Source organism: Halomonas sp. 3D7M (assembly GCF_014897885.1).
Classification (GTDB): domain Bacteria; phylum Pseudomonadota; class Gammaproteobacteria; order Pseudomonadales; family Halomonadaceae; genus Vreelandella.
Map to the genome: position 1 here is coordinate 1 of NZ_JABUZF010000121.1, position 19049 is coordinate 19049.

Here is a 19049-nt window from a genome sequence, read left to right on the forward strand (position 1 = left end):
GCGCCGAAGCAGGCAAGTTTGGTTTGACGGTGGCACTTTTTTCATTGGTGTTCGTTGTAGTGCCCCCCTCAAACCCCGCTTTCTTTTTTTGCGCTTATGTTGCGATTGTTCTGACGCATTGGTTAGCACCATGGCTAATGCTTGGGAATCGCACAACTAATTGAGGTGACATGTCTATGGCCGCAGGAAACGAAGTCTCAACGACTTACTATATCCAGCACCACTTGCAGAACCTAACCTTTGGCAAGCATCCAGAAAATGGTTGGTCGCTGGCACATTCGGCAGAAGAAGCGAGTGAGATGGGCTTTTGGGCTATCCATCTGGATACCATGGGCTGGTCCATTGCGATGGGTTTGTTGTTTATCTGGCTTTTCCGTAAAGCGGGTAAAATGGCAACCACTGGCGTGCCAGGCGGACTGCAAAATGCCGTAGAGATGGTGTTTGAATTTGTTGAAGATATGATCAAAGGGGCTTTTAAAGGGCATAACCCGATTATTGCGCCGCTTGCATTAACGTTGTTCGTGTGGATTCTGTTCATGAACACGCTGAAAATTATCCCGGTCGACTATTTCCCAATGTTGTTCAGTAAACTGGGCGTCGATTACATGAAGATTGTGCCGACTACTGATGTTAATGCCACATTGGGGCTAGCACTGGGTGTTTTCGGTCTGATTCTTTACTACAGCTTCAAGGTGAAAGGCATTGGCGGCTTTGCCAAAGAGCTTTCATTGACACCTTTCAACCATTGGGCCTTGATTCCTTTCAATTTGCTGCTTGAAATCGTTGCCCTACTTGTTAAACCGTTCAGTTTGGCGATGCGTCTTTTCGGCAACATGTTTGCCGGTGAAGTTATTTTTATCTTGATTGCTATGCTGCCGTTCTGGGCAATCTGGGTACTCGACGTGCCGTGGGCGATTTTCCACATCTTGATTGTCGTTCTTCAGGCATTCATTTTTACCGTATTGTCAGTGGTGTATTTAAGCGCTGCGCACGAGCATCACTAAGACGTGCTGCTTGTTAGAGATTAACCCTTAACATCAACCCTCAACCTTGACCTTTAACTTGAAAAACTAGGAGCATTACCATGGAACTAATCTACATTGCTGCCTCCATCATGATCGGCTTAGGCGCTCTGGGCACCGGTATCGGTTTCGCTATCCTCGGTGGCAAATTGATCGAATCTACGGCTCGTCAGCCGGAGCTTGGTGACCAACTTCAAACCAAAACCTTCCTAATGGCTGGTCTGCTGGATGCTGTACCGATGATCGGTGTTGGTATCGCGATGTACCTGATCTTCGTTGTTGCCGGTTAATGACAGCTTAGCCGGGCGGCAGTCCCGCTCGGTTTTGTTTCACTCCGGTCGCCACGAACTTGTCAGAGGTACATCCCTGTGAATATCAACATGACGCTTATCGGGCAGACGATCGCCTTCGCGATCTTTGTCTGGTTTTGCATAAAGTATGTGTGGCCTCCGATCAGCAACGCGCTTCACGAGCGTCAAAAGAAAATTGCTGATGGCTTAGACGCAGCCAGCCGTGCTACTCGCGATCTTGAGCTTGCTCAAGAACGTGCAGAGCAAACGCTGCGTGAAAGCAAGGAGCAGGCTTCTCAAATCCTCGAGCAAGCCAATAAGCGCTCTGCTCAAATGGTTGAAGAAGCACGCGAACAGGCCCGCGCCGAAGGCGAACGCCTCATGGTTAGTGCACGTTCTGAAATTGAGCAAGAAGTTAATCGTGCAAAAGACGAGCTTCGTGCCCAAGTTTCTCATCTTGCCATTATTGGTGCCGAGCGTGTGCTAGAAGCTTCGGTCGACGAGAAAGCACATCGCAAGTTACTTGATGAGCTTGCTGCTGAACTGTAAGGAGGTGACCCATGGCGGAATTACTTACCGTCGCTCGTCCTTACGCTAAGGCGGCGTTTGAATACGCGCGTGATCATAAGGCGCTTGATAGCTGGACCCAAGCGCTTGGTTTTTTAAGCGCTGCGGTAGCTGACAGCGATCTACGTCGTCTGTTGGGTAGTCCAAAACTTGAAAACGACAAAAAGGTAGCGCTGCTTTCGGATATGTTGCCCGAAAAGCAGGAAGACCTGTCGCGGTTTTTGGATACCCTGGCTGACCAAGGTCGTTTGTTAGCACTGCCCTTCATTGCTGAACAATTCGAGTACTTACGTGCCGAACATGAACAGCGTGTTGATGTGACGGTTACGTCAGCTTATAAGCTGACTGCCGCACAGCAGACCAAGCTAGCGAACGCGCTTAAGAAACGTCTGAATCGCGAAATCTCCATTACTACTCAAGTGGACAAGACGCTTATTGGTGGTGTCATCCTACGTGCTGGCGATACCGTTATTGACGGTTCGGTACGTGGTCGATTGAACCGCCTTTCCGAAGCGCTGACCGCTTGAGTCTGAGGGACATGGCATGCAGCAACTGAATCCTTCCGAGATCAGCGACATCATCAAGCAGCGAATTGAGAAGCTTGACGTCGCATCCGAAGCCCGTAATCAGGGCACCATCGTCAGCGTTTCCGACGGTATCGTGAAAATTCACGGCCTCGAAGACGCGATGTTTGGTGAAATGATTGAATTCCCTAACAGCATTTTTGGCATGGTACTGAACCTGGAGCGTGACTCCGTTGGTGCCGTTGTCTTGGGTGACTACCTGCAACTTCAAGAAGGCATGACCGCTCAGTGTACGGGTCGTATCCTAGAAGTGCCGGTAGGCCCTGAGCTGGTAGGTCGTGTGGTCGATGCGTTGGGTAATGCCATCGACGGCAAAGGCGATATCAACGCCAAAATGACTGATGCGGTAGAAAAAGTAGCGCCTGGCGTTATTACCCGTCAGTCCGTTGACGAGCCGATCCAAACAGGTTTGAAGTCCATCGACGCCATGGTGCCAATCGGTCGTGGTCAGCGTGAGCTGATCATCGGTGACCGTCAGATTGGTAAGTCTGCCATTGCTATCGATGCGATCATCAACCAGAAAGGCAAAGGCGTTACTTGTGTTTACGTGGCGATTGGTCAGAAGCAGTCGACCATTGCTAACGTGGTACGCAAGTTAGAAGAACACGGCGCTCTGGAACACACCATCGTTGTGGCTGCTGGCGCTGCTGATCCGGCACCGATGCAGTTCTTGGCCGCTTATTCTGGTTGTACCATGGGTGAGTACTTCCGTGACCGTGGTGAAGACGCACTGATCGTTTATGATGATCTTTCCAAGCAGGCTGTGGCTTACCGTCAGGTATCACTACTGCTGCGTCGTCCGCCTGGTCGTGAGGCCTATCCTGGTGACGTTTTCTATCTCCACTCACGTCTGCTAGAGCGCGCTGCGCGCGTTAATGCTGATTACGTTGAGAAGTTTACTAACGGTGAAGTAAAAGGCAAAACCGGTTCTTTGACCGCACTGCCGATTATCGAAACCCAAGGTGGAGACGTTTCTGCGTTCGTTCCGACCAACGTTATCTCGATCACCGATGGTCAGATCTTCCTGGAAACCAACCTGTTTAACTCCGGTATTCGTCCGGCGATTAACGCAGGTCTATCGGTTTCTCGTGTTGGTGGTGCTGCGCAGACCAAAATTATCAAGAAGCTGGGTGGCGGTGTTCGTCTAGCCTTGGCTCAGTACCGTGAGCTAGCGGCGTTCTCGCAGTTTGCTTCTGATCTTGATGAAGCGACCCGTAAGCAGCTTGAGCATGGTCAACGCGTTACCGAACTGATGAAGCAAAAGCAGTACTCGCCGATGTCAGTGGCGGAAATGGCGCTGTCTCTGTACGCCGCTAACGAAGGTCACCTGGATGATGTGAGCGTCGATAAAGTGCTGGACTTCGAACGTGCTCTGCACGATTACATGAAGTCTGAGCACAACGATCTGCTCGATAAGATCAACCAGACCGGCGACTACAACGGCGAGATTCAGGACGGCTTGAAGTCAGGTCTCGAGAAGTTCAAGGCGACTCAGAGCTGGTAATGTCCGGCCCGCCTGCGGGCGGGCTTGCATGCTTTCTGAGAGCCACGAACGAAGGGTAGATCGCTATGGCAGCTGCAAAAGAGATACGCACCCAGATCGGGAGCATTAAAAATACGCAGAAGATTACCAGCGCCATGGAAATGGTAGCTGCATCTAAAATGCGTAAAGCACAAGATCTGATGAAGGCTGGCCAGCCGTATGCCAAGCAGATTCGTAATGTGGTAGGCCACATTGCTGACGCAAACCCCGAATACAAGCACGACTACATGGTCGAGCGGAGTGAGGTGAAGCGCGTTGGTTATATTGTGGTATCTACTGACCGCGGTCTGTGTGGTGGCTTAAACGTCAACCTGTTTAAGGCAGTGGTGAAAGATGCCGTTGTCTGGAAACAGCAAGACGCTGAGCTAGACTTCTGCGCCCTCGGCTCTAAAGCCGGCGCCTTTTTCCGCAACTATGGAGGCAACCTGGTTGCTGCCAAGAGCGGATTAGGAGAGTCGCCGACTGTCGAAGGACTGATCGGTAGTATAAAGGTCATGTTAGAAGCGTACGACGCAGGACGTCTTGACCGCTTGTTTGTGGTGTATAACGAATTTGTTAACACCATGACGCAGCGGCCCGTCGTACGTCAGCTTCTTCCGTTGTCGTCCGATATGGGCGAAGACGTGAAGCATGACGAAGAAAACGCCCGTCCCGGAAGCTGGGACTACCTGTATGAACCGGATGCCAAGGCGTTGCTAGACAGCCTGTTGGTTCGATTCATCGAATCACAGGTGTATCAGGCGGTAGTCGAAAACGGTGCGTGCGAACAGGCCGCCCGAATGATCGCTATGAAGAGTGCCACTGATAACGCGGGCAACCTGATCGACGATCTGGAGATGGTATACAACAAGGCCCGTCAGGCCGCCATCACCCAGGAAATTTCCGAGATCGTCGGCGGCGCTTCTGCCGTATAACGCCTAGGGAGCTAGCTATCGCAAAGGTAGCTCCCGGCAGACAGGTTTCATTTGCAGGTTTTTGAGAGGAACCAAGATGAGCGGACGTATCGTACAAATCATCGGCGCGGTGATTGACGTAGAGTTTCCGCGGGACTCTGTGCCCAAGGTCTACGACGCGCTGAAGGTCTCTAATGCTGAGACCATCCTCGAAGTCCAGCAACAGCTGGGCGACGGCGTGGTGCGCACCATTGCCATGGGCTCTACTGAGGGCTTGAAACGTGGCTTGGACGTGACCGACACAGGTACCGCGATTTCCGTACCCGTTGGTAAGGAAACGCTAGGTCGCATCATGAACGTGCTCGGTGAGCCGATTGATGAAGCTGGCCCGATTGGCGAGCAAGAACGCATGCCAATCCACCGTAAAGCACCAAGCTACGCTGACCAAGCAGCTTCCAATGAGCTGTTGGAAACCGGGATCAAGGTTATCGACCTCGTTTGCCCGTTCGCTAAGGGCGGTAAAGTTGGTCTATTCGGCGGTGCCGGTGTTGGTAAAACCGTTAACATGATGGAGCTTATCCGCAACATCGCCACCGAACACAGCGGCTACTCTGTATTCGCCGGTGTAGGTGAGCGTACGCGTGAGGGTAACGACTTCTATCACGAAATGACTGAGTCCAACGTTATCGACAAGGTATCGCTGGTTTACGGTCAGATGAATGAGCCGCCCGGCAACCGTCTGCGTGTTGCGCTGACCGGCCTAACCATCGCTGAGAAATTCCGTGATGAAGGCCGCGACGTTCTGCTGTTCGTCGATAACATCTATCGTTACACCCTGGCGGGTACTGAAGTATCTGCTCTGTTGGGTCGTATGCCATCTGCGGTAGGTTACCAGCCGACGCTGGCTGAAGAGATGGGCGTTCTGCAAGAGCGTATCACCTCTACTAAAACGGGCTCTATCACGTCTGTACAGGCCGTTTACGTACCTGCGGATGACTTGACTGACCCATCGCCGGCGACGACCTTCTCGCACTTGGACGCCACCGTTGTATTGGCACGTTCAATTGCAGAGCTTGGTATTTATCCTGCGATTGATCCGCTGGACTCTACGTCGCGTCAGCTAGATCCGCTGGTCGTTGGTGAAGAGCACTACAATGTAGCACGTGGTGTACAGAACGTTCTGCAGCGTTACAAAGAGCTGAAGGATATCATCGCGATTTTGGGTATGGACGAATTATCTGATGAAGATAAGTTGGCTGTATCTCGTGCGCGTAAAATCCAGCGCTTCCTGTCGCAGCCGTTCTTCGTCGCTGAGGTATTCACTGGTTCGCCCGGTAAGTATGTTTCTTTGAAAGATACGATTCGTGGCTTCCAGGGCATCCTCGCGGGCGAGTACGACAACCTGCCGGAACAGGCCTTCTACATGGTAGGCTCCATCGACGAAGCTGTCGAAAAAGCCAACCAGATGAAGAAGTAATCCCGTCCATTAGGGGGATTCGCTATGGCGAATAGCTTCACTTGCAATATCGTCAGCGCTGAAGATTCCATCTTCTCAGGTACTGTCGAGATGGTGGTAGCTGCAGGGATTATGGGTGACCTCGGCATTTTGCCGGGGCACACCCCGCTGCTGACCGAGCTTCAACCGGGCCCGGTTCGCGTGATCCACGATGGTGGCAAGGAAGAGCACTTCTTTGTCACGGGTGGCTTTATGGAAGTACAGCCCACCACTGTTACGATCCTGGCAGATGCAGCGACGCGTGCTAGTGACCTCGACGAGGCCGCTGCTGAAGAAGCGCGTCAGCAGGCGTTGAAAGCCTTTAATGAAAAGTCATCGGAGCTGGATTATACCCGTGCTGCCGCTGAACTTGCCGAAGCCGTTGCACAGCTGCGAACGATTCAGCAGCTGCGCAAAAAGGCGGGTAAAGGCTAAGACACGCGCTAGCGTGCATAAAGCGCTCCTTGAACCCGAAAGGGTTTAAGGAGCGTTTTTTTTGTCTGGTACTATGAGAAAACGCATTCAGCGTAGGGATGCTCGTCTGTAACACTTCACCTGCACAATATGCGTCTGCACAAAGGGAGATAGCGATGTCATTGAACGATGAAACCTTGCAGGAATTAAAAACCGAACTGCTCGACGAGCTGGCCAAGGAAGCGCCTAGTAAATCAGTACTATCTTTGCGTTTGGCCGAAACCCGCTCGGCGGATATCGGTGAAGTGCTTGAAGAGATGATTGAAGACGATGAGGAGTTGCCTGCGGCACTCTGCCTGTTGGATATTCTGTCTGCCGAGCGCGCTGCTAATGTCCTGGGTTATTTACCAGGAGAAAGCCAGCTTGAGGTAGTTGGTAAGCTGTCGGATACCCAGGTGCTTAAGCTTCTTGAAGAGATGGGCTCCGATGAACGGGCGGATTTATTTAATCTCTTAGATGAGGACCGCCGAGAAGCGTTGTTACGCCGTATGGCTCACCAAGAGCGGGAAGATCTTAAACGCCTAGCAAGCTACGAAGAAGGTACGGCTGGCGCCATCATGACCTCTGACTATGTCGCCATAGCCAGTGGCATGACGGTGTCACAAGCTATGATGCGGGTTCGCCAAACGGCCCCAGATGCGGAAACGGTCTACCAGCTTTATGTGCTCGACAGCGATGGGCAGTTGATTGGCACCATGTCACTGCGCCAACTGATGATCGCTCGTCCCGGGGCGTTAGTTGACGACATTATGATTAAAGATGTGATTAGTACGCCTGTGGATGAAGAGCAGGAAGAAGTCGCTCGTATTGTTGCCCGCTACGATTTATTGGCACTGCCGGTGTTAGACGCCGAGGGACGCATGGTTGGCATCGTCACCCACGATGACGCCATGGACGTTGCTGAATCTGAAGCCACAGAAGATATCCACAAGGGGATGTCTATTGGCCAGTTAGAGGATGGTGTTAGCCGAGTTCCACTGTGGAGTCTTTACCGCAAGCGTGTTACCTGGCTGGTACTGCTGGTATTTGCCAATCTTTTTTCTGGCGCAGGTATTGCCTACTTTGAGGACACGATCGCAGCCCAAGTTGCGCTTGTTTTTTTCCTGCCGTTACTGATTGGTAGTGGAGGTAACGCGGGGGCTCAGGCAGCTACGTTGATGGTACGCGGTATGGCGACTGGCGATATTGGTGTGAAAGACTGGAGTAAGATGCTAGGCCGTGAACTGCTGGTAGCTGGCTCACTGGGCATCACCATGGCAATTGCAGTAGCACCTATCGGGATTTTTCGTGGCGGTGAAGCAGTTGCCATCATCGTGGCGTTAAGCATGGTGACCATTGTTCTGTTTGGTAGCATGATCGGTATGTGCCTACCGTTTGTACTAGAGCGCTTTAAGGTCGACCCTGCCACTGCTTCAGCCCCGTTGGTGACAACGTTAATTGATGCCTCTGGGGTACTGATTTACTTCACCATTGCCACCGCCATATTAACAAACGTATAGCTTGTTTTAACCCAATCAGTTTTAAGACAGCTTTAACGCATGGCACTGCTGGCCGCACGGGTAATAAACATAACTTCTACGTGGCCCAGCCACTCTATGTCACTGGCAAGTGCCTTTAGTTGGCTGGCTAAGCACTGGGGGGGCTGGTGTACGGAATCGCCAATAATCAGCGATACCGATACTTTATCGTCTAAATAGTGGAGCTGCAGCTCGGTTAATGTGCGCCAGACAGGGTGCATATACCAGCGCTCGTTCAGTGCGGCTTCCACTTCGGGCCGCAGCGGAAGGCCGGGGAGACGGCTGGGATCGCCTTCTCCGGCATCATCTTCGGGGTCAACGTGAAAAATAACATCGGTGAGCAACGGAAACTCATGCCGTAAACGTCGACTTACTTCGTTGCCGATTTCATGGGCTTCAGACACGGTGATTTTTGGCCCGACCACCACATGTAAGTCGACCATGACCCAGCCTGCAGACTGGCGGGTACGTAAGTCATGAACACTATCTACTCCTGGGACGCTTTGAGCAACGTTATGCATTTGCCGTTGAACGCTTTCAGGTAGCGCGGTATCGACTAATTCTCTAGCTGACTCCCAGAGTAAATCCCAACCTACTTTGCCAACTAATAAGCCAACAATGATAGCGGCAACAGCGTCTAGCCAGCCCAAACCAAACTGCGCGCCAATTAATGCAACCAAGACCACTGCGGTGGAGAGTGCATCGCTGCGGGAATGCCAAGCGTTTGCTTCCAATAGCTTAGATTTAACGCGTTTAGCAACGCGCATGGTATAGCGAAAAATCCACTCTTTACTGAATAAGGCGATGATTGTAATGACAATAGCCACCATGCCAGGGGCACTGACCTCAGTACCACTAAACAAACGATCAAGGCTAGACCAGGCGATACCACCCGCCACAAAGATCAGTACGCTACCCAGCAGTAGCGTCGTTAGGGTTTCGATACGGCCATGACCATAATGGTGATCATCGTCGGGTTCCTGGCGGCCGTAGTGGATAGCGGCTAGCACAAAACCGTCGGTCACAAGATCTGAAAGTGAATGGATACCATCGGCAATCAGCGCCGCCGAGCCCACCCAAAAGCCGACCACGACTTTAACAATGCTCAACAAGCCATCCAGCCAAGCGCCAATATAGGTAACACGCTTGGCTTCTCGGCTATCTAGCTCATGCTTGGGAACCACTGGCGATTCTACGGTCTGAGTCATGAGGGACCTTGCTGGGCACATACTTCCAATAGATGTCTATTGTAGCGCACAGTGCCTTAGCGCTATACCTTCTTGTGAATTTGCTCGTATGCTGGATGCGGACAATGAATTAAGGGATGTGTATCCTTAGCGCCATTGCGAGCGCATGAATGTCACAAAGCACATAAATATCATTAATAGTTAAGCACGGGATAACCCATGGATTGGTTACAGGTAGTTGTGTTAGCGGTAGTTCAGGGGCTCACAGAATTTTTACCTATATCGAGTTCGGCTCACCTTATATTGGTACCTGTTTTGACTGCCTGGGAAGATCAGGGCCTTGCTTTTGATGTGGCGCTGCATCTTGGCAGTTTAAGCGCCGTTGTGATCTATTTTCGGCATGAAATTGGCAGAATGATCGCTAGCAGCTTGGCCGCACTTCGCGGCCAAGCGGTTAATGATGATGCCATGTTGGCGTTTTGGGTCGTTATTGCCACCTTGCCAGTGTGTATCGTCGGGTTTTTGCTTCACGATGTGATCTCAGGTTACATGCGCTCTACGCTGATCATTGGTGCCAGTTTGATTGTTTTTGGCCTGCTACTTGGTTACGCAGACTGGAAAAAACGCGGCACGCGTAGCGAATACCAGTTGACGTTAAAAGATGTACTCATCATCGGCGGCGCTCAAGTATTGGCACTCATTCCAGGCACCTCGCGCTCAGGCATCACTATTACAGCGGCATTAATGGTGGGGATGAGCCGAGAGGGCGCAGCACGGTTTTCATTTCTACTGTCAATTCCTGTCATTGTGCTGGCGGGTGGCCTTGAGGCAATCAACTTACTGAAAGACCCTCAGCTTATCGATATACCGGCCATGTTAGTAGGTACTTTACTCTCGGGCATAAGCGCCTATGTGTGTATCCACTACTTCCTGGTTGTGATTAAAAAGCTGGGCATGCAGCCATTTGTGGTATATCGGGTGCTGTTTGGGGCTTGGTTGCTATGGTTTTTCCACTTCTAGTTCTTTCCGCGATAGAGGTTTTTCATTGTTAACCCAGTGCGTTTTATTCAAGGAAAAATAAAATGAAGATTAATTCTCGGTGGTTAAAATGTTCGGGATTATTGCTCATTGCTGCTGGGGCATTAATGGGGTGTTCAGAGAATGATCGGCCTTTAGATACCCCTGTTCGCTTTGAAGGCGGTATTTTTGGGACGTTTTACCAAGTCACCATTGCGGACCCGCTAACCCAAGGCGAGGCGAATGCACTGGAAGAAGGTTTCCTAGCGGAGCTCAACGACGTTGATCAAGCGATGTCGACTTACCGCGATGACGCCGAGCTTGTGGTCTTTAATGAGGCTCCCCTTAATGAATGGCAACCGCTGTCTAACGAGTTAATTGAAGTGCTTGCGATTAGCCACTCGGTATCAGAAGCAAGCAACGGCGCGTTTGATATCACCGTTGGTGATGTGGTCAATTTATGGAGTTTTGGTCCTGAGGCACGCCCTGAAGAGGTGCCTTCAGACGTGGAGCTTAGCGAACGCATGGCCACGATTGGCTATGATGCGGTTGAAATCGATACTCAGCTTATGCAGGCGCGGCGCTCGCGCGATGTATTTGCTGATTTGTCGGGTGTGGCTAAGGGGCATGGCACCGACCGCGTTGGGGCATATCTGGATCAACAGGGGATTGAAAACTACCTCGTCAATATTGGTGGCGAATTAATTGCCCGTGGATACCGTGACTTAGAAGAGCAAAGCCCTTGGCGTGTTGGCATCGAGGTACCACATAACGGCGTACCAGAAGCACAGCATGTTATTCCTCTTGAAAATATGTCGGTTGCAACATCGGGGGATTACCGCAACTATTTTGAAGTTGATGGTGAACGTTTCTCCCACACTATTGATCCTCGCACCGGTCGGCCGGTTAAGCATCAGTTAGCGTCCGTGTCTGTTTTTCATCCCTCTAATGCATGGGCCGATGCGTGGTCCACGGCTATCTCAGTCGCAGGTAGCGAAGAAGGGATGCAGATGGCAATTGAGAATAACCTCAATGTATTGATGTTAGTGAAAGAGAACGATCATTGGCGAAGCGTGGCCAGTCCCGCCTTCGTGGAATACTTCGATGAAGCGCTTATAGATGAACTGGGTATTGAAGCCTGGGAAGCTCCCGCCGCCAACCGCTAAACCGTTACAGGTGACTAAAATGCAAGACCTTGATGTCGTTATCCTCGCCGCTGGAAAAGGCACACGTATGCGCTCACAAACACCAAAAGTGCTGCATACGCTGGCAGGCAAATCGATGGTGCAACATGTGTTAGATACTGCCAATGGCCTTACGCCGACTCGCACGCATGTCGTGATTGGCCATGGTGCTGACCAGCTACGCGAAGCGTTAGCAGAGAGCAATGTAACGTTTGCGGTTCAGGAAGAGCAAAAAGGTACTGGCCATGCGGTTGCTCAAGCGCAATCTCAATTAGGTAATGGGAACGTGTTGGTTCTGTATGGTGATGTTCCTATGATCCGCCGTGAATCACTGATGGCACTTCTCAGCCACGTTGATGAGCAGCATATGGGGCTGCTAACCGTTACGTTGGAAGATCCGTCTGGTTACGGACGCATTGTTCGCAATGATGACGGTGAGGCAGTGGCTATTATTGAGCAAAAAGATGCCAGTGCCGACCAGCTTGCCATTACCGAATGCAATACCGGCATCATGGCGATGACCAGTGCTCAGCTTAAACGGTGGCTACCACAGCTGTCTGCCGAAAATGCTCAGGGCGAGTACTACTTGACTGATGTGATTGCGATGGCGGCAAATGAAGGCATCAAAGTGTGTACTGCCCAGCCAGCCAGTGCAGTAGAAGTTGAAGGCGTGAATAACCGTTCACAAATGGCTCGTTTAGAGCGCGCTTATCAACTGCAGCAAGCTGAGACGTTAATGGCCCAAGGCGTTGCATTGGCCGACCCGGAAAGAATTGATATACGCGGTAAGCTCACCTGTGGTCATGATGTGTTTATCGACGTGGGCTGCGTGTTTGAAGGTGACGTAGAGCTGGGTGAAGGGGTGCGGGTTGGGCCTTACTGCGTGATTAAAAACAGTACGATTGGCGCTGAAAGCGTTATCGACAGCCATAGTGTGATCGACACAACCGTCGCTGCTGGTTTGAACCAAGTTGGCCCCTTTGCACGGCTACGCCCTGGCACACGCCTAGCAGTCAAAGCCAAGGTAGGAAACTTTGTTGAAACCAAGAATGCTGATGTTGGTGAAGGGAGTAAAATCAATCACTTAAGCTATGTTGGTGATGCCCATTTAGGTCGTGATGTGAATGTTGGTGCAGGCACCATTACGTGTAATTATGACGGTGTAAATAAACACCGCACCGAGATTGGTGATAACGCCTTTATTGGTTCCAACACCGCCTTAGTGGCCCCCGTCACGGTGGGTAAAGGAGCGACTATTGGTGCGGGCTCAACCATTTGCAAAGATGTAGCGGAGCATGCATTGGCGGTTACTCGCAGCAAGCAACTAGAAAAAGCAGGGTGGCCGCGCCCCGTTAAAAAAAGCTAACTAGGTTATTTTCTAACTGAATTGTGAGCTTCTAACAGTGCTTTACAAGATGCGGCTATTTGCCGCATCTTTACTTTGATCGCTGCGTTGCAGCACGTAATTAGTGTGCTTATCATCGTGGCGGTCTTTCTTAACCCTGCCAGGATCACTTTACTATGAAACCACCTAACGTCCTTGCAATGCGGCAGTCTACTTGCCGGTTTGCTTGGTTGTTGATCGCGCTATGTTTGTTTGCTTTTCCCACCCTCTCCTATGCCTCTTCTGGTTCTTTAGATCTTACCGCTTCGTTTGCAGGTATTGCCTCTGTTGTCATCTTCGTTCTTGCCTATGCCTTGGTAATGAGCGAAGAATTGATTCATATGCGCAAATCTAAACCAGTCCTGGTGGCCGCTGGGCTTATTTGGGCCCTGGTGGCGTGGGTCTATGTACAAGCGGGCATGCCTCATGAAGCGGAAGCTGCTTTTAAAGAAACGCTGCTTGAATATACCGAACTCTTGCTGTTCTTACTGGTAGCGATGACCTATATCAACGCCATGGAAGAGCGCCGTATCTTTGATGCCCTGCGGGCATGGCTTGTTCGCAAAGGCTTTAGTTACCGTAGCCTGTTTTGGATTACGGGCTGTCTTGCCTTTGGTATTTCTGCCATTGCCAACAACATGACCACGGCGATGTTGATGTGCGCGGTTGTGTTGAAGGTGGCCGAAGGCGATAAAAAGTTTATTAGTCTGTGCTGTGTCAACGTAGTGGTAGCATCAAACGCAGGCGGCGCGTTCAGCCCGTTTGGTGATATCACCACGTTGATGGTGTGGCAGGCGGGTCAGGTACCGTTTGGTGGTTTCTTTGCACTATTGATGCCTGCCATCGTCAACTTTATGGTGCCTGCGGTGATCATGAATTTCTTCATCGTTAATCGCCAGCCTGCATCGCTCAAAGAGAATGTCTGGCTCAAACGTGGTGCGCGGCGAATTATCGTACTGTTTTTGATTACTGTGGCGATCTCAGTGCTGTGTCACTCGGTGCTTTATTTGCCCCCGGCGATGGGCATGATGTTTGGCCTTGGCCTACTGCAATTCTTTGGTTACTACTTACGCCGCAGCCTGCCACGCTCCCTGGAGCGCAAGCGTGAGCGTTACTCACGTCGCGGCGACTGGAAGAAGCTGGAGCAACTGGGAAGTGTCGTTCCTTTTGATATCTTCAGCCGTATTGCCCGCTCAGAGTGGGACACGTTGTTATTCTTCTATGGGGTCGTAATGTGTGTTGGCGGCCTGGGTTTCATGGGCTATTTAAGTCTATTGTCAGAAACCCTTTACGGTAGCTGGAACCCGGTGTGGGCCAACGTGGTGTTGGGGATGATTTCAGCGGTCGTTGATAACATCCCAGTGATGTTTGCGGTACTTTCCATGGCACCGGATATGTCGGAAGGTAATTGGCTGCTGATTACCTTAACCGCCGGTGTGGGCGGCAGTCTGCTTTCGATGGGGTCGGCTGCGGGTGTGGCGTTAATGGGCCAAGCACGGGGTATTTATACCTTTATGGGGCACATACGCTGGGCACCCGCTATTTTGCTGGGCTATGCCGCCAGTATTATGGTTCATCTATGGGTTAATGCAGCGCTGTTTTAAATTAGCGGCTAATTCAGATAGGTAAAACAAACGCCCCTTATCAGTTGATAAGGGGCGTTTTGGTAAAGGCTAGCGGTAGACTTGGCCAGTTTGTCTTCGAGACTATAAATCGTGCCCGGTAATGACTTTGCAAATATCGGCAAAGCTACTGGCCGTTGGCACTGCTGAAGAGGTGACCTGCATCGCGGTTTTATTGCCCATGGCGTGTTGTATATCGGTGGCAGAGATAATACCGCGTACGCTTAATGGTTGATTTTGTTTATGCTCAGTAATCAACAAGTGCTGTTCTGTAAAACGCTCCATGGAAAGCACAAGGTCTTCAATCGTTAATGAGTTAAGTTGCTCAAAGGGCATCGCACTAAGTTTTTGCCAGGGCGTCATAATCATATCGGCTGTAATTTCCGTACGATCAAGGTTTCTCTGCTGCATCGCCAAGTTAATGCGCCGTGTTCCAATGACTTCTTTGGCGGTGAGCACGCCAATGCAGTGGTTTGCTTTGTCGAGAACAAACAATAGGCGAACACCGCCATGGCGCATTTTTAAATGGGCATCGTCGATGGGCGTATCAGCGGACACTGACTGAGGCGTGACTTGAGTAAAATCTGTTAGCACTGATAACGCAGGGCTTTCAGGTGTTAACTGTTTTGCTGTTGGCGTAATAAGCAGTGGCGTTTCACCAAACTGGATCAGTGGTTTGGGGGAGTGGACGAGCATATTCATTCAGGGAATCTCCGTTATGTGAATAGATAGGTCGTTAATGGCATTGCCTATCTTGTACTTTCACACTTGCACGGAATTCTTATGGGAATCTTAACAGCTCTCTTATGGCCGATTATTTTTTGGCTGACGCTGTGTTAGGGCGTGCCTGCCCAAGGTTACTCGCACGCGAAGCCCGCCGCTAGGGGCATGATCGAGCTGTAAGACGCCTTGATGGCGTTTGACCAAGCGCTCGACAATCGATAGCCCCAATCCCGCACCAGCACTAGTCCCTGCACGTTGGAAGCGCTCCATCACCCGGCTGCGTTGCGCTGTAGGGATACCGGGTCCTTGATCATCAACAGTGACGATAACGTCTGCCGCCGATGCCTCAAGCGTGACCGTGATAGCACCTTGCACAGGCGAGTGTTGAATGGCGTTACCCACCAGATTTTGTACCAGTGTTTCGATAGCGCCGGGTTCTTCTTCTATTGCCCAGTTAGCTGAGTCATCCGCATCCAGTAACAGCTGTTGATGTCGCTCTGCGGCTAGCGGAGAGAGCTTTGCCAACGTTTCGCGCGTTTCATGTAAGACATCGGAACAGCGATACTCGGGTAACGGTTCTTCTTCGGGGTCTAGGCGTGCCAGGGTTAATAGCTGAGAGACTAGCCGCGTTGAACGGGCTACGCCGCTGCGTAAGTGGTGCAGGGCTTCCTCTCGGTCATCGGCGTTATCAGCAGTGAGCGCATTTTGCGCATGCAAATCAAGTACTGCCAAGGGGGTGCGTAGCTCGTGGGCCGCATCGGCAATAAAGCGCTTTTCGCGAATACGCAGTTGGCGTAGCCGTTCCAACAGCCGGTTTATGGCGCCAGAAATGGTCTCCAGCTCTAGGGGAAGAGGATGAAGTGTCAGCGGTTTTAGGTGGTGGGGATCGCGGGTGCGGATTTGCTCTGCCATTCGCGATAAAGGAGCGAGCCCCCAGCCGATCGACCACCAGAGTAATAGTGTCAGTAACGGTAGGCCAATAAGATCAGGTAATAAGGTGCGTAGTGCCACTGCACTGATCAGTTCACCACGCGCGTCCTCGCGCTCGCCCACCACCACGCGTTTGTCTGTGCCAGTAATTTCCAGGACGTAAATGCGCCAGTCATGCTGATTCACCGACAGCGTTGAATAACCCGGTGGTTGCTGGGTAAGCGGCGTGTCGGGGGCGCTGGCGGAACGCAGCAAAAGGCGGTCGCCTTCCCAAAGCTGAAACGCCAGCTTGGTTTCATAGCGATGGCCTGCAAAACGGTTATCGGATTGCTCGGCACGTAGCAGCGCGCCTTCCACGCTATTTAATAAAAGCGTACGGTCGCTATCAGGCAGTGGTGCCTGTAGAAGCCCTTCTAGCAAACGGGCATTTTGTGCCAGGCTGGCATCATGAAGTTCTTCAATCTCATGGGCAGCATAGCGATAGCTAATAAAGCCAATCACTAGCATGCTCGCGCCAAACACAAGCAGCGCAAGCCCCAAGGTGCGCTGACGAATAGAGTTCATAGGCTTGCCTGGTGCCATTTAATCATCACGATTTATCCATGACATAGCCGATCCCTCTCACAGTGCGGATGACCTCAGGAAACAGCTTTCGCCGTAAATGGTGGATATGCACTTCGATAGCGTTGCTTTCGACATCCTCCTCCCAACCGTAGACTAATCGCGTTAAGGTATCGCGGGTGAACACACGGCCTGGGTGGCTCATAAACTCCTGCAGTAGCGTTAGCTCACGGCGCGAAAGTGTGATCACTTGATGTTGATAACTCACCTGTAAGGTCTGCGGATCCAAACTAATCCCACGACAGCTGAGCAAGCCGCTGGCTTGTCCTTGGCTACGGCGCAACAAAGCACGCAGACGCGCTTTTAATTCTGCTACTTCGAAAGGTTTAGTGAGGTAGTCGTCGGCACCCGCATCCAATCCTTCAATACGGTTATCCATCGCATCGCGGGCGGTCAGAACCAAAATTGGCAGTTGGCTGCCATGCTGCCGAATAGCGCGCAGCACTTCCATTCCATCAATCGTCGGTAAACCAAGGTCTAGGATGACCGCATCAAAGGGTTCATTTTTAAGCGCATGAAGCGCGTTATTGCCATCGGCTAAATGATCTACCGTATAGTGCTCAGGTTTCAGCGCCATACGAATCCCCAACGCCAAACTAGGGTCGTCCTCAACCAGTAAAATGCGCATATCGATGGATGACTCCTTTCATTCACGGCGGGCTACTCAGGAACGTAACATGACACGTCATTCTTCTTTCGGCCACCGCTCCTTAGCCTGCGCAGTAATGCAGTGCCCACCTGAACAACGGCGTGAAGCATTACTGCATTTAGCTGCGGTGCATGATCCTACGCAGCAGCCTGCATTACAGCATGCCTTATCAACGATAAAAGCTGGCTGTGACGCTGTTTGGCAGGGCCTTTGGATAGCCACCCAAGCGGGCCATATCGAAGCCGCCGCCTGGGTACAGCCATTGGCTAATCAAACGGCTCAGCTTTGGCTGCCCAGGCAACCTAATTCGGCAACTGATGCGCTGTTGAAAGCCTTGCAGGGCTGGGTAAACGAGCAGCCGATAGCGCTATGTCATGTGGTGTTATCTGACGATGTGACCCACTGGGAAACGCCACTAGTCGCCCACAACATGCGGGTACTTGCCACCCTGGAGCACCTTATGTGGCCGTGCCAAACCGTTCAATCGCTCGCTAACCTGCTAACGCTAAGCCCCTTTGCTGAATTGTCTCCCGCACAACAGCGGGCGCTGGTAGCGAACGTTAGTGAAGGCTCGTTAGACTGCCCAGGGCTTCGCGAAGCGCTCACCATTGACACCTTGCTTGCTGGATTTTATGACCAAGCGCCGCAGGCACCAGAGCACTGGTATCAAGTGCGGCATCAAGGGAAAACCGTCGGCGTGCTATTACTTGCGCCTAACCATACGACCCAGCGCTGGTCATTGCAGTTGATGGGGCTGTTGCCTGAGTGGCGCGGCGGGGGAATGGGCAAGGCAATTATTCAACAAGCGCAGGCGTTGGCTAGCAAGGCGGGAGCCAGTGACATCACGCTCACTGTTGATGCGCAGAATATCCCCGCAAAGCGTGTATATGCTCAGGCAGGGTTTACGCGTTATGCTCAGCAGCGTTTACTGGCTTGGTGTTAACTAGGTGATCGTTGGCACCTTTTTTAAACTGCTGAATAAAGCACAGAGTACGGCATAGGTTGAATTGCCGCGCTTAGTAGCATTTTCTTACGCTTAGCGTTCTCGGTATACTAATGCGATATGCACGTCTTGGCGTCTCGGTTGCCGCAGGTTGATGATGTCGCTGCCGCGCGCAGGGGTTAAGCACAAAACGTTTTATGACAAAACTCAAGAGGTGGTGAGAGTGAAATCTAAGCTGATCATGAGCGGGCTGGCGGCCCTAGGCGTCATGGCAGGCACATCCGGTGCTTATGCCCAAGACGCAGCACGTGACGCAATCGCTGAGCGCCTAGCGCCGGTAGGTCAACTTTGCTTGCAAGGCCAAGACTGTGGTACCGCAGCAGCACCGGCCGCCGCTAGTGGCG

General features: G+C 51.6%; 18 protein-coding genes and 2 pseudogenes. 16 read left to right on the forward strand and 4 right to left on the reverse strand.

Features of this window, described 5'->3' with window-relative positions; genetic code table 11:
• The 10 genes and pseudogenes from INT22_RS20310 to mgtE all read left to right on the forward strand — a co-directional run.
• Positions 1-164, forward strand: a pseudogene (locus INT22_RS20310) (ATP synthase subunit I); the annotation flags it as partial.
• A 12-nt stretch (positions 165-176) separates the two neighbouring features.
• Positions 177-1004 carry a F0F1 ATP synthase subunit A gene (gene atpB / locus INT22_RS05535; protein ID WP_193060556.1) on the forward strand — a complete coding sequence of 276 codons (828 nt, stop codon included), beginning with the start codon at positions 177-179 and terminating at the stop codon, positions 1002-1004.
• 80 nt (positions 1005-1084) lie between these two features.
• Positions 1085-1312, forward strand: a complete 228-nt coding sequence (gene atpE, locus INT22_RS05540; protein WP_038479860.1) for a F0F1 ATP synthase subunit C — start codon at positions 1085-1087, stop codon at positions 1310-1312.
• Between the two features lie 78 nt (positions 1313-1390).
• Positions 1391-1861 carry a F0F1 ATP synthase subunit B gene (locus tag INT22_RS05545; RefSeq protein WP_038479857.1) on the forward strand — a complete coding sequence of 157 codons (471 nt, stop codon included), beginning with the start codon at positions 1391-1393 and terminating at the stop codon, positions 1859-1861.
• An 11-nt stretch (positions 1862-1872) separates the two neighbouring features.
• Positions 1873-2406 (forward strand): F0F1 ATP synthase subunit delta, encoded by a 534-nt coding sequence (locus tag INT22_RS05550; RefSeq protein ID WP_089040143.1) that lies wholly within the window; start codon positions 1873-1875, stop codon positions 2404-2406.
• A gap of 16 nt (positions 2407-2422) precedes the next feature.
• Complete coding sequence (gene atpA, locus INT22_RS05555; protein WP_038479851.1) at positions 2423-3967, forward strand: F0F1 ATP synthase subunit alpha; 1545 nt, start codon at positions 2423-2425, stop codon at positions 3965-3967.
• 65 nt (positions 3968-4032) lie between these two features.
• Positions 4033-4920 (forward strand): F0F1 ATP synthase subunit gamma, encoded by an 888-nt coding sequence (gene atpG, locus INT22_RS05560; protein WP_193060555.1) that lies wholly within the window; start codon positions 4033-4035, stop codon positions 4918-4920.
• Positions 4921-4996: 76 nt separating this feature from the next.
• Positions 4997-6376, forward strand: coding sequence for a F0F1 ATP synthase subunit beta (atpD, locus tag INT22_RS05565; RefSeq protein WP_089040145.1), 1380 nt, complete (start codon positions 4997-4999; stop codon positions 6374-6376).
• Positions 6377-6400: 24 nt separating this feature from the next.
• Positions 6401-6829: a F0F1 ATP synthase subunit epsilon gene (locus tag INT22_RS05570; protein WP_089040146.1), complete on the forward strand. Its 429-nt coding sequence runs from the start codon at positions 6401-6403 to the stop codon at positions 6827-6829.
• A gap of 155 nt (positions 6830-6984) precedes the next feature.
• Positions 6985-8367 (forward strand): magnesium transporter, encoded by a 1383-nt coding sequence (gene mgtE, locus INT22_RS05575; RefSeq protein ID WP_193060554.1) that lies wholly within the window; start codon positions 6985-6987, stop codon positions 8365-8367.
• Between the two features lie 32 nt (positions 8368-8399).
• On the opposite strand, the gene INT22_RS05580 is transcribed toward mgtE, so the two are convergent.
• Positions 8400-9593 carry a cation diffusion facilitator family transporter gene (locus tag INT22_RS05580; protein WP_038479836.1) on the reverse strand — a complete coding sequence of 398 codons (1194 nt, stop codon included), beginning with the start codon at positions 9591-9593 and terminating at the stop codon, positions 8400-8402.
• 198 nt (positions 9594-9791) lie between these two features.
• Between INT22_RS05580 and INT22_RS05585 the strand changes: the two genes are divergently transcribed.
• The 4 genes from INT22_RS05585 to nhaD all read left to right on the forward strand — a co-directional run bounded on the left by INT22_RS05585 (position 9792) and on the right by nhaD (position 14761).
• The gene (locus tag INT22_RS05585; protein WP_193060553.1) at positions 9792-10592 is read left to right on the forward strand and encodes an undecaprenyl-diphosphate phosphatase; all 801 of its coding nucleotides are present in this window, start codon (positions 9792-9794) and stop codon (positions 10590-10592) included.
• Between the two features lie 62 nt (positions 10593-10654).
• Positions 10655-11755: an FAD:protein FMN transferase gene (locus INT22_RS05590; RefSeq protein WP_193060552.1), complete on the forward strand. Its 1101-nt coding sequence runs from the start codon at positions 10655-10657 to the stop codon at positions 11753-11755.
• A 19-nt stretch (positions 11756-11774) separates the two neighbouring features.
• Positions 11775-13139, forward strand: a complete 1365-nt coding sequence (gene glmU, locus INT22_RS05595; protein ID WP_193060551.1) for a bifunctional UDP-N-acetylglucosamine diphosphorylase/glucosamine-1-phosphate N-acetyltransferase GlmU — start codon at positions 11775-11777, stop codon at positions 13137-13139.
• Between the two features lie 155 nt (positions 13140-13294).
• Positions 13295-14761 carry a sodium:proton antiporter NhaD gene (gene nhaD, locus INT22_RS05600; RefSeq protein ID WP_089040152.1) on the forward strand — a complete coding sequence of 489 codons (1467 nt, stop codon included), beginning with the start codon at positions 13295-13297 and terminating at the stop codon, positions 14759-14761.
• 102 nt (positions 14762-14863) lie between these two features.
• On the opposite strand, the gene INT22_RS05605 is transcribed toward nhaD, so the two are convergent.
• From INT22_RS05605 to INT22_RS05615, 3 genes are all read right to left on the reverse strand, one after another.
• Entirely contained in the window at positions 14864-15481 is a 618-nt protein-coding gene (locus INT22_RS05605) for a CBS domain-containing protein (RefSeq protein WP_193067839.1), read from the reverse strand.
• Positions 15482-15583: 102 nt separating this feature from the next.
• Positions 15584-16996, reverse strand: coding sequence for an ATP-binding protein (locus INT22_RS05610; RefSeq protein WP_193067840.1), 1413 nt, complete (start codon positions 16994-16996; stop codon positions 15584-15586).
• Between the two features lie 25 nt (positions 16997-17021).
• Positions 17022-17681, reverse strand: coding sequence for a response regulator transcription factor (locus tag INT22_RS05615; RefSeq protein ID WP_089040155.1), 660 nt, complete (start codon positions 17679-17681; stop codon positions 17022-17024).
• A gap of 49 nt (positions 17682-17730) precedes the next feature.
• On the opposite strand from INT22_RS05615, the gene INT22_RS05620 reads away from it, so the two are divergent.
• A complete protein-coding gene (locus INT22_RS05620; RefSeq protein WP_193067841.1) occupies positions 17731-18645 on the forward strand; it encodes a GNAT family N-acetyltransferase in 915 nt (304 codons plus the stop codon).
• Between the two features lie 223 nt (positions 18646-18868).
• Positions 18869-19049: pseudogene (locus INT22_RS20315) on the forward strand (c-type cytochrome); the annotation flags it as partial.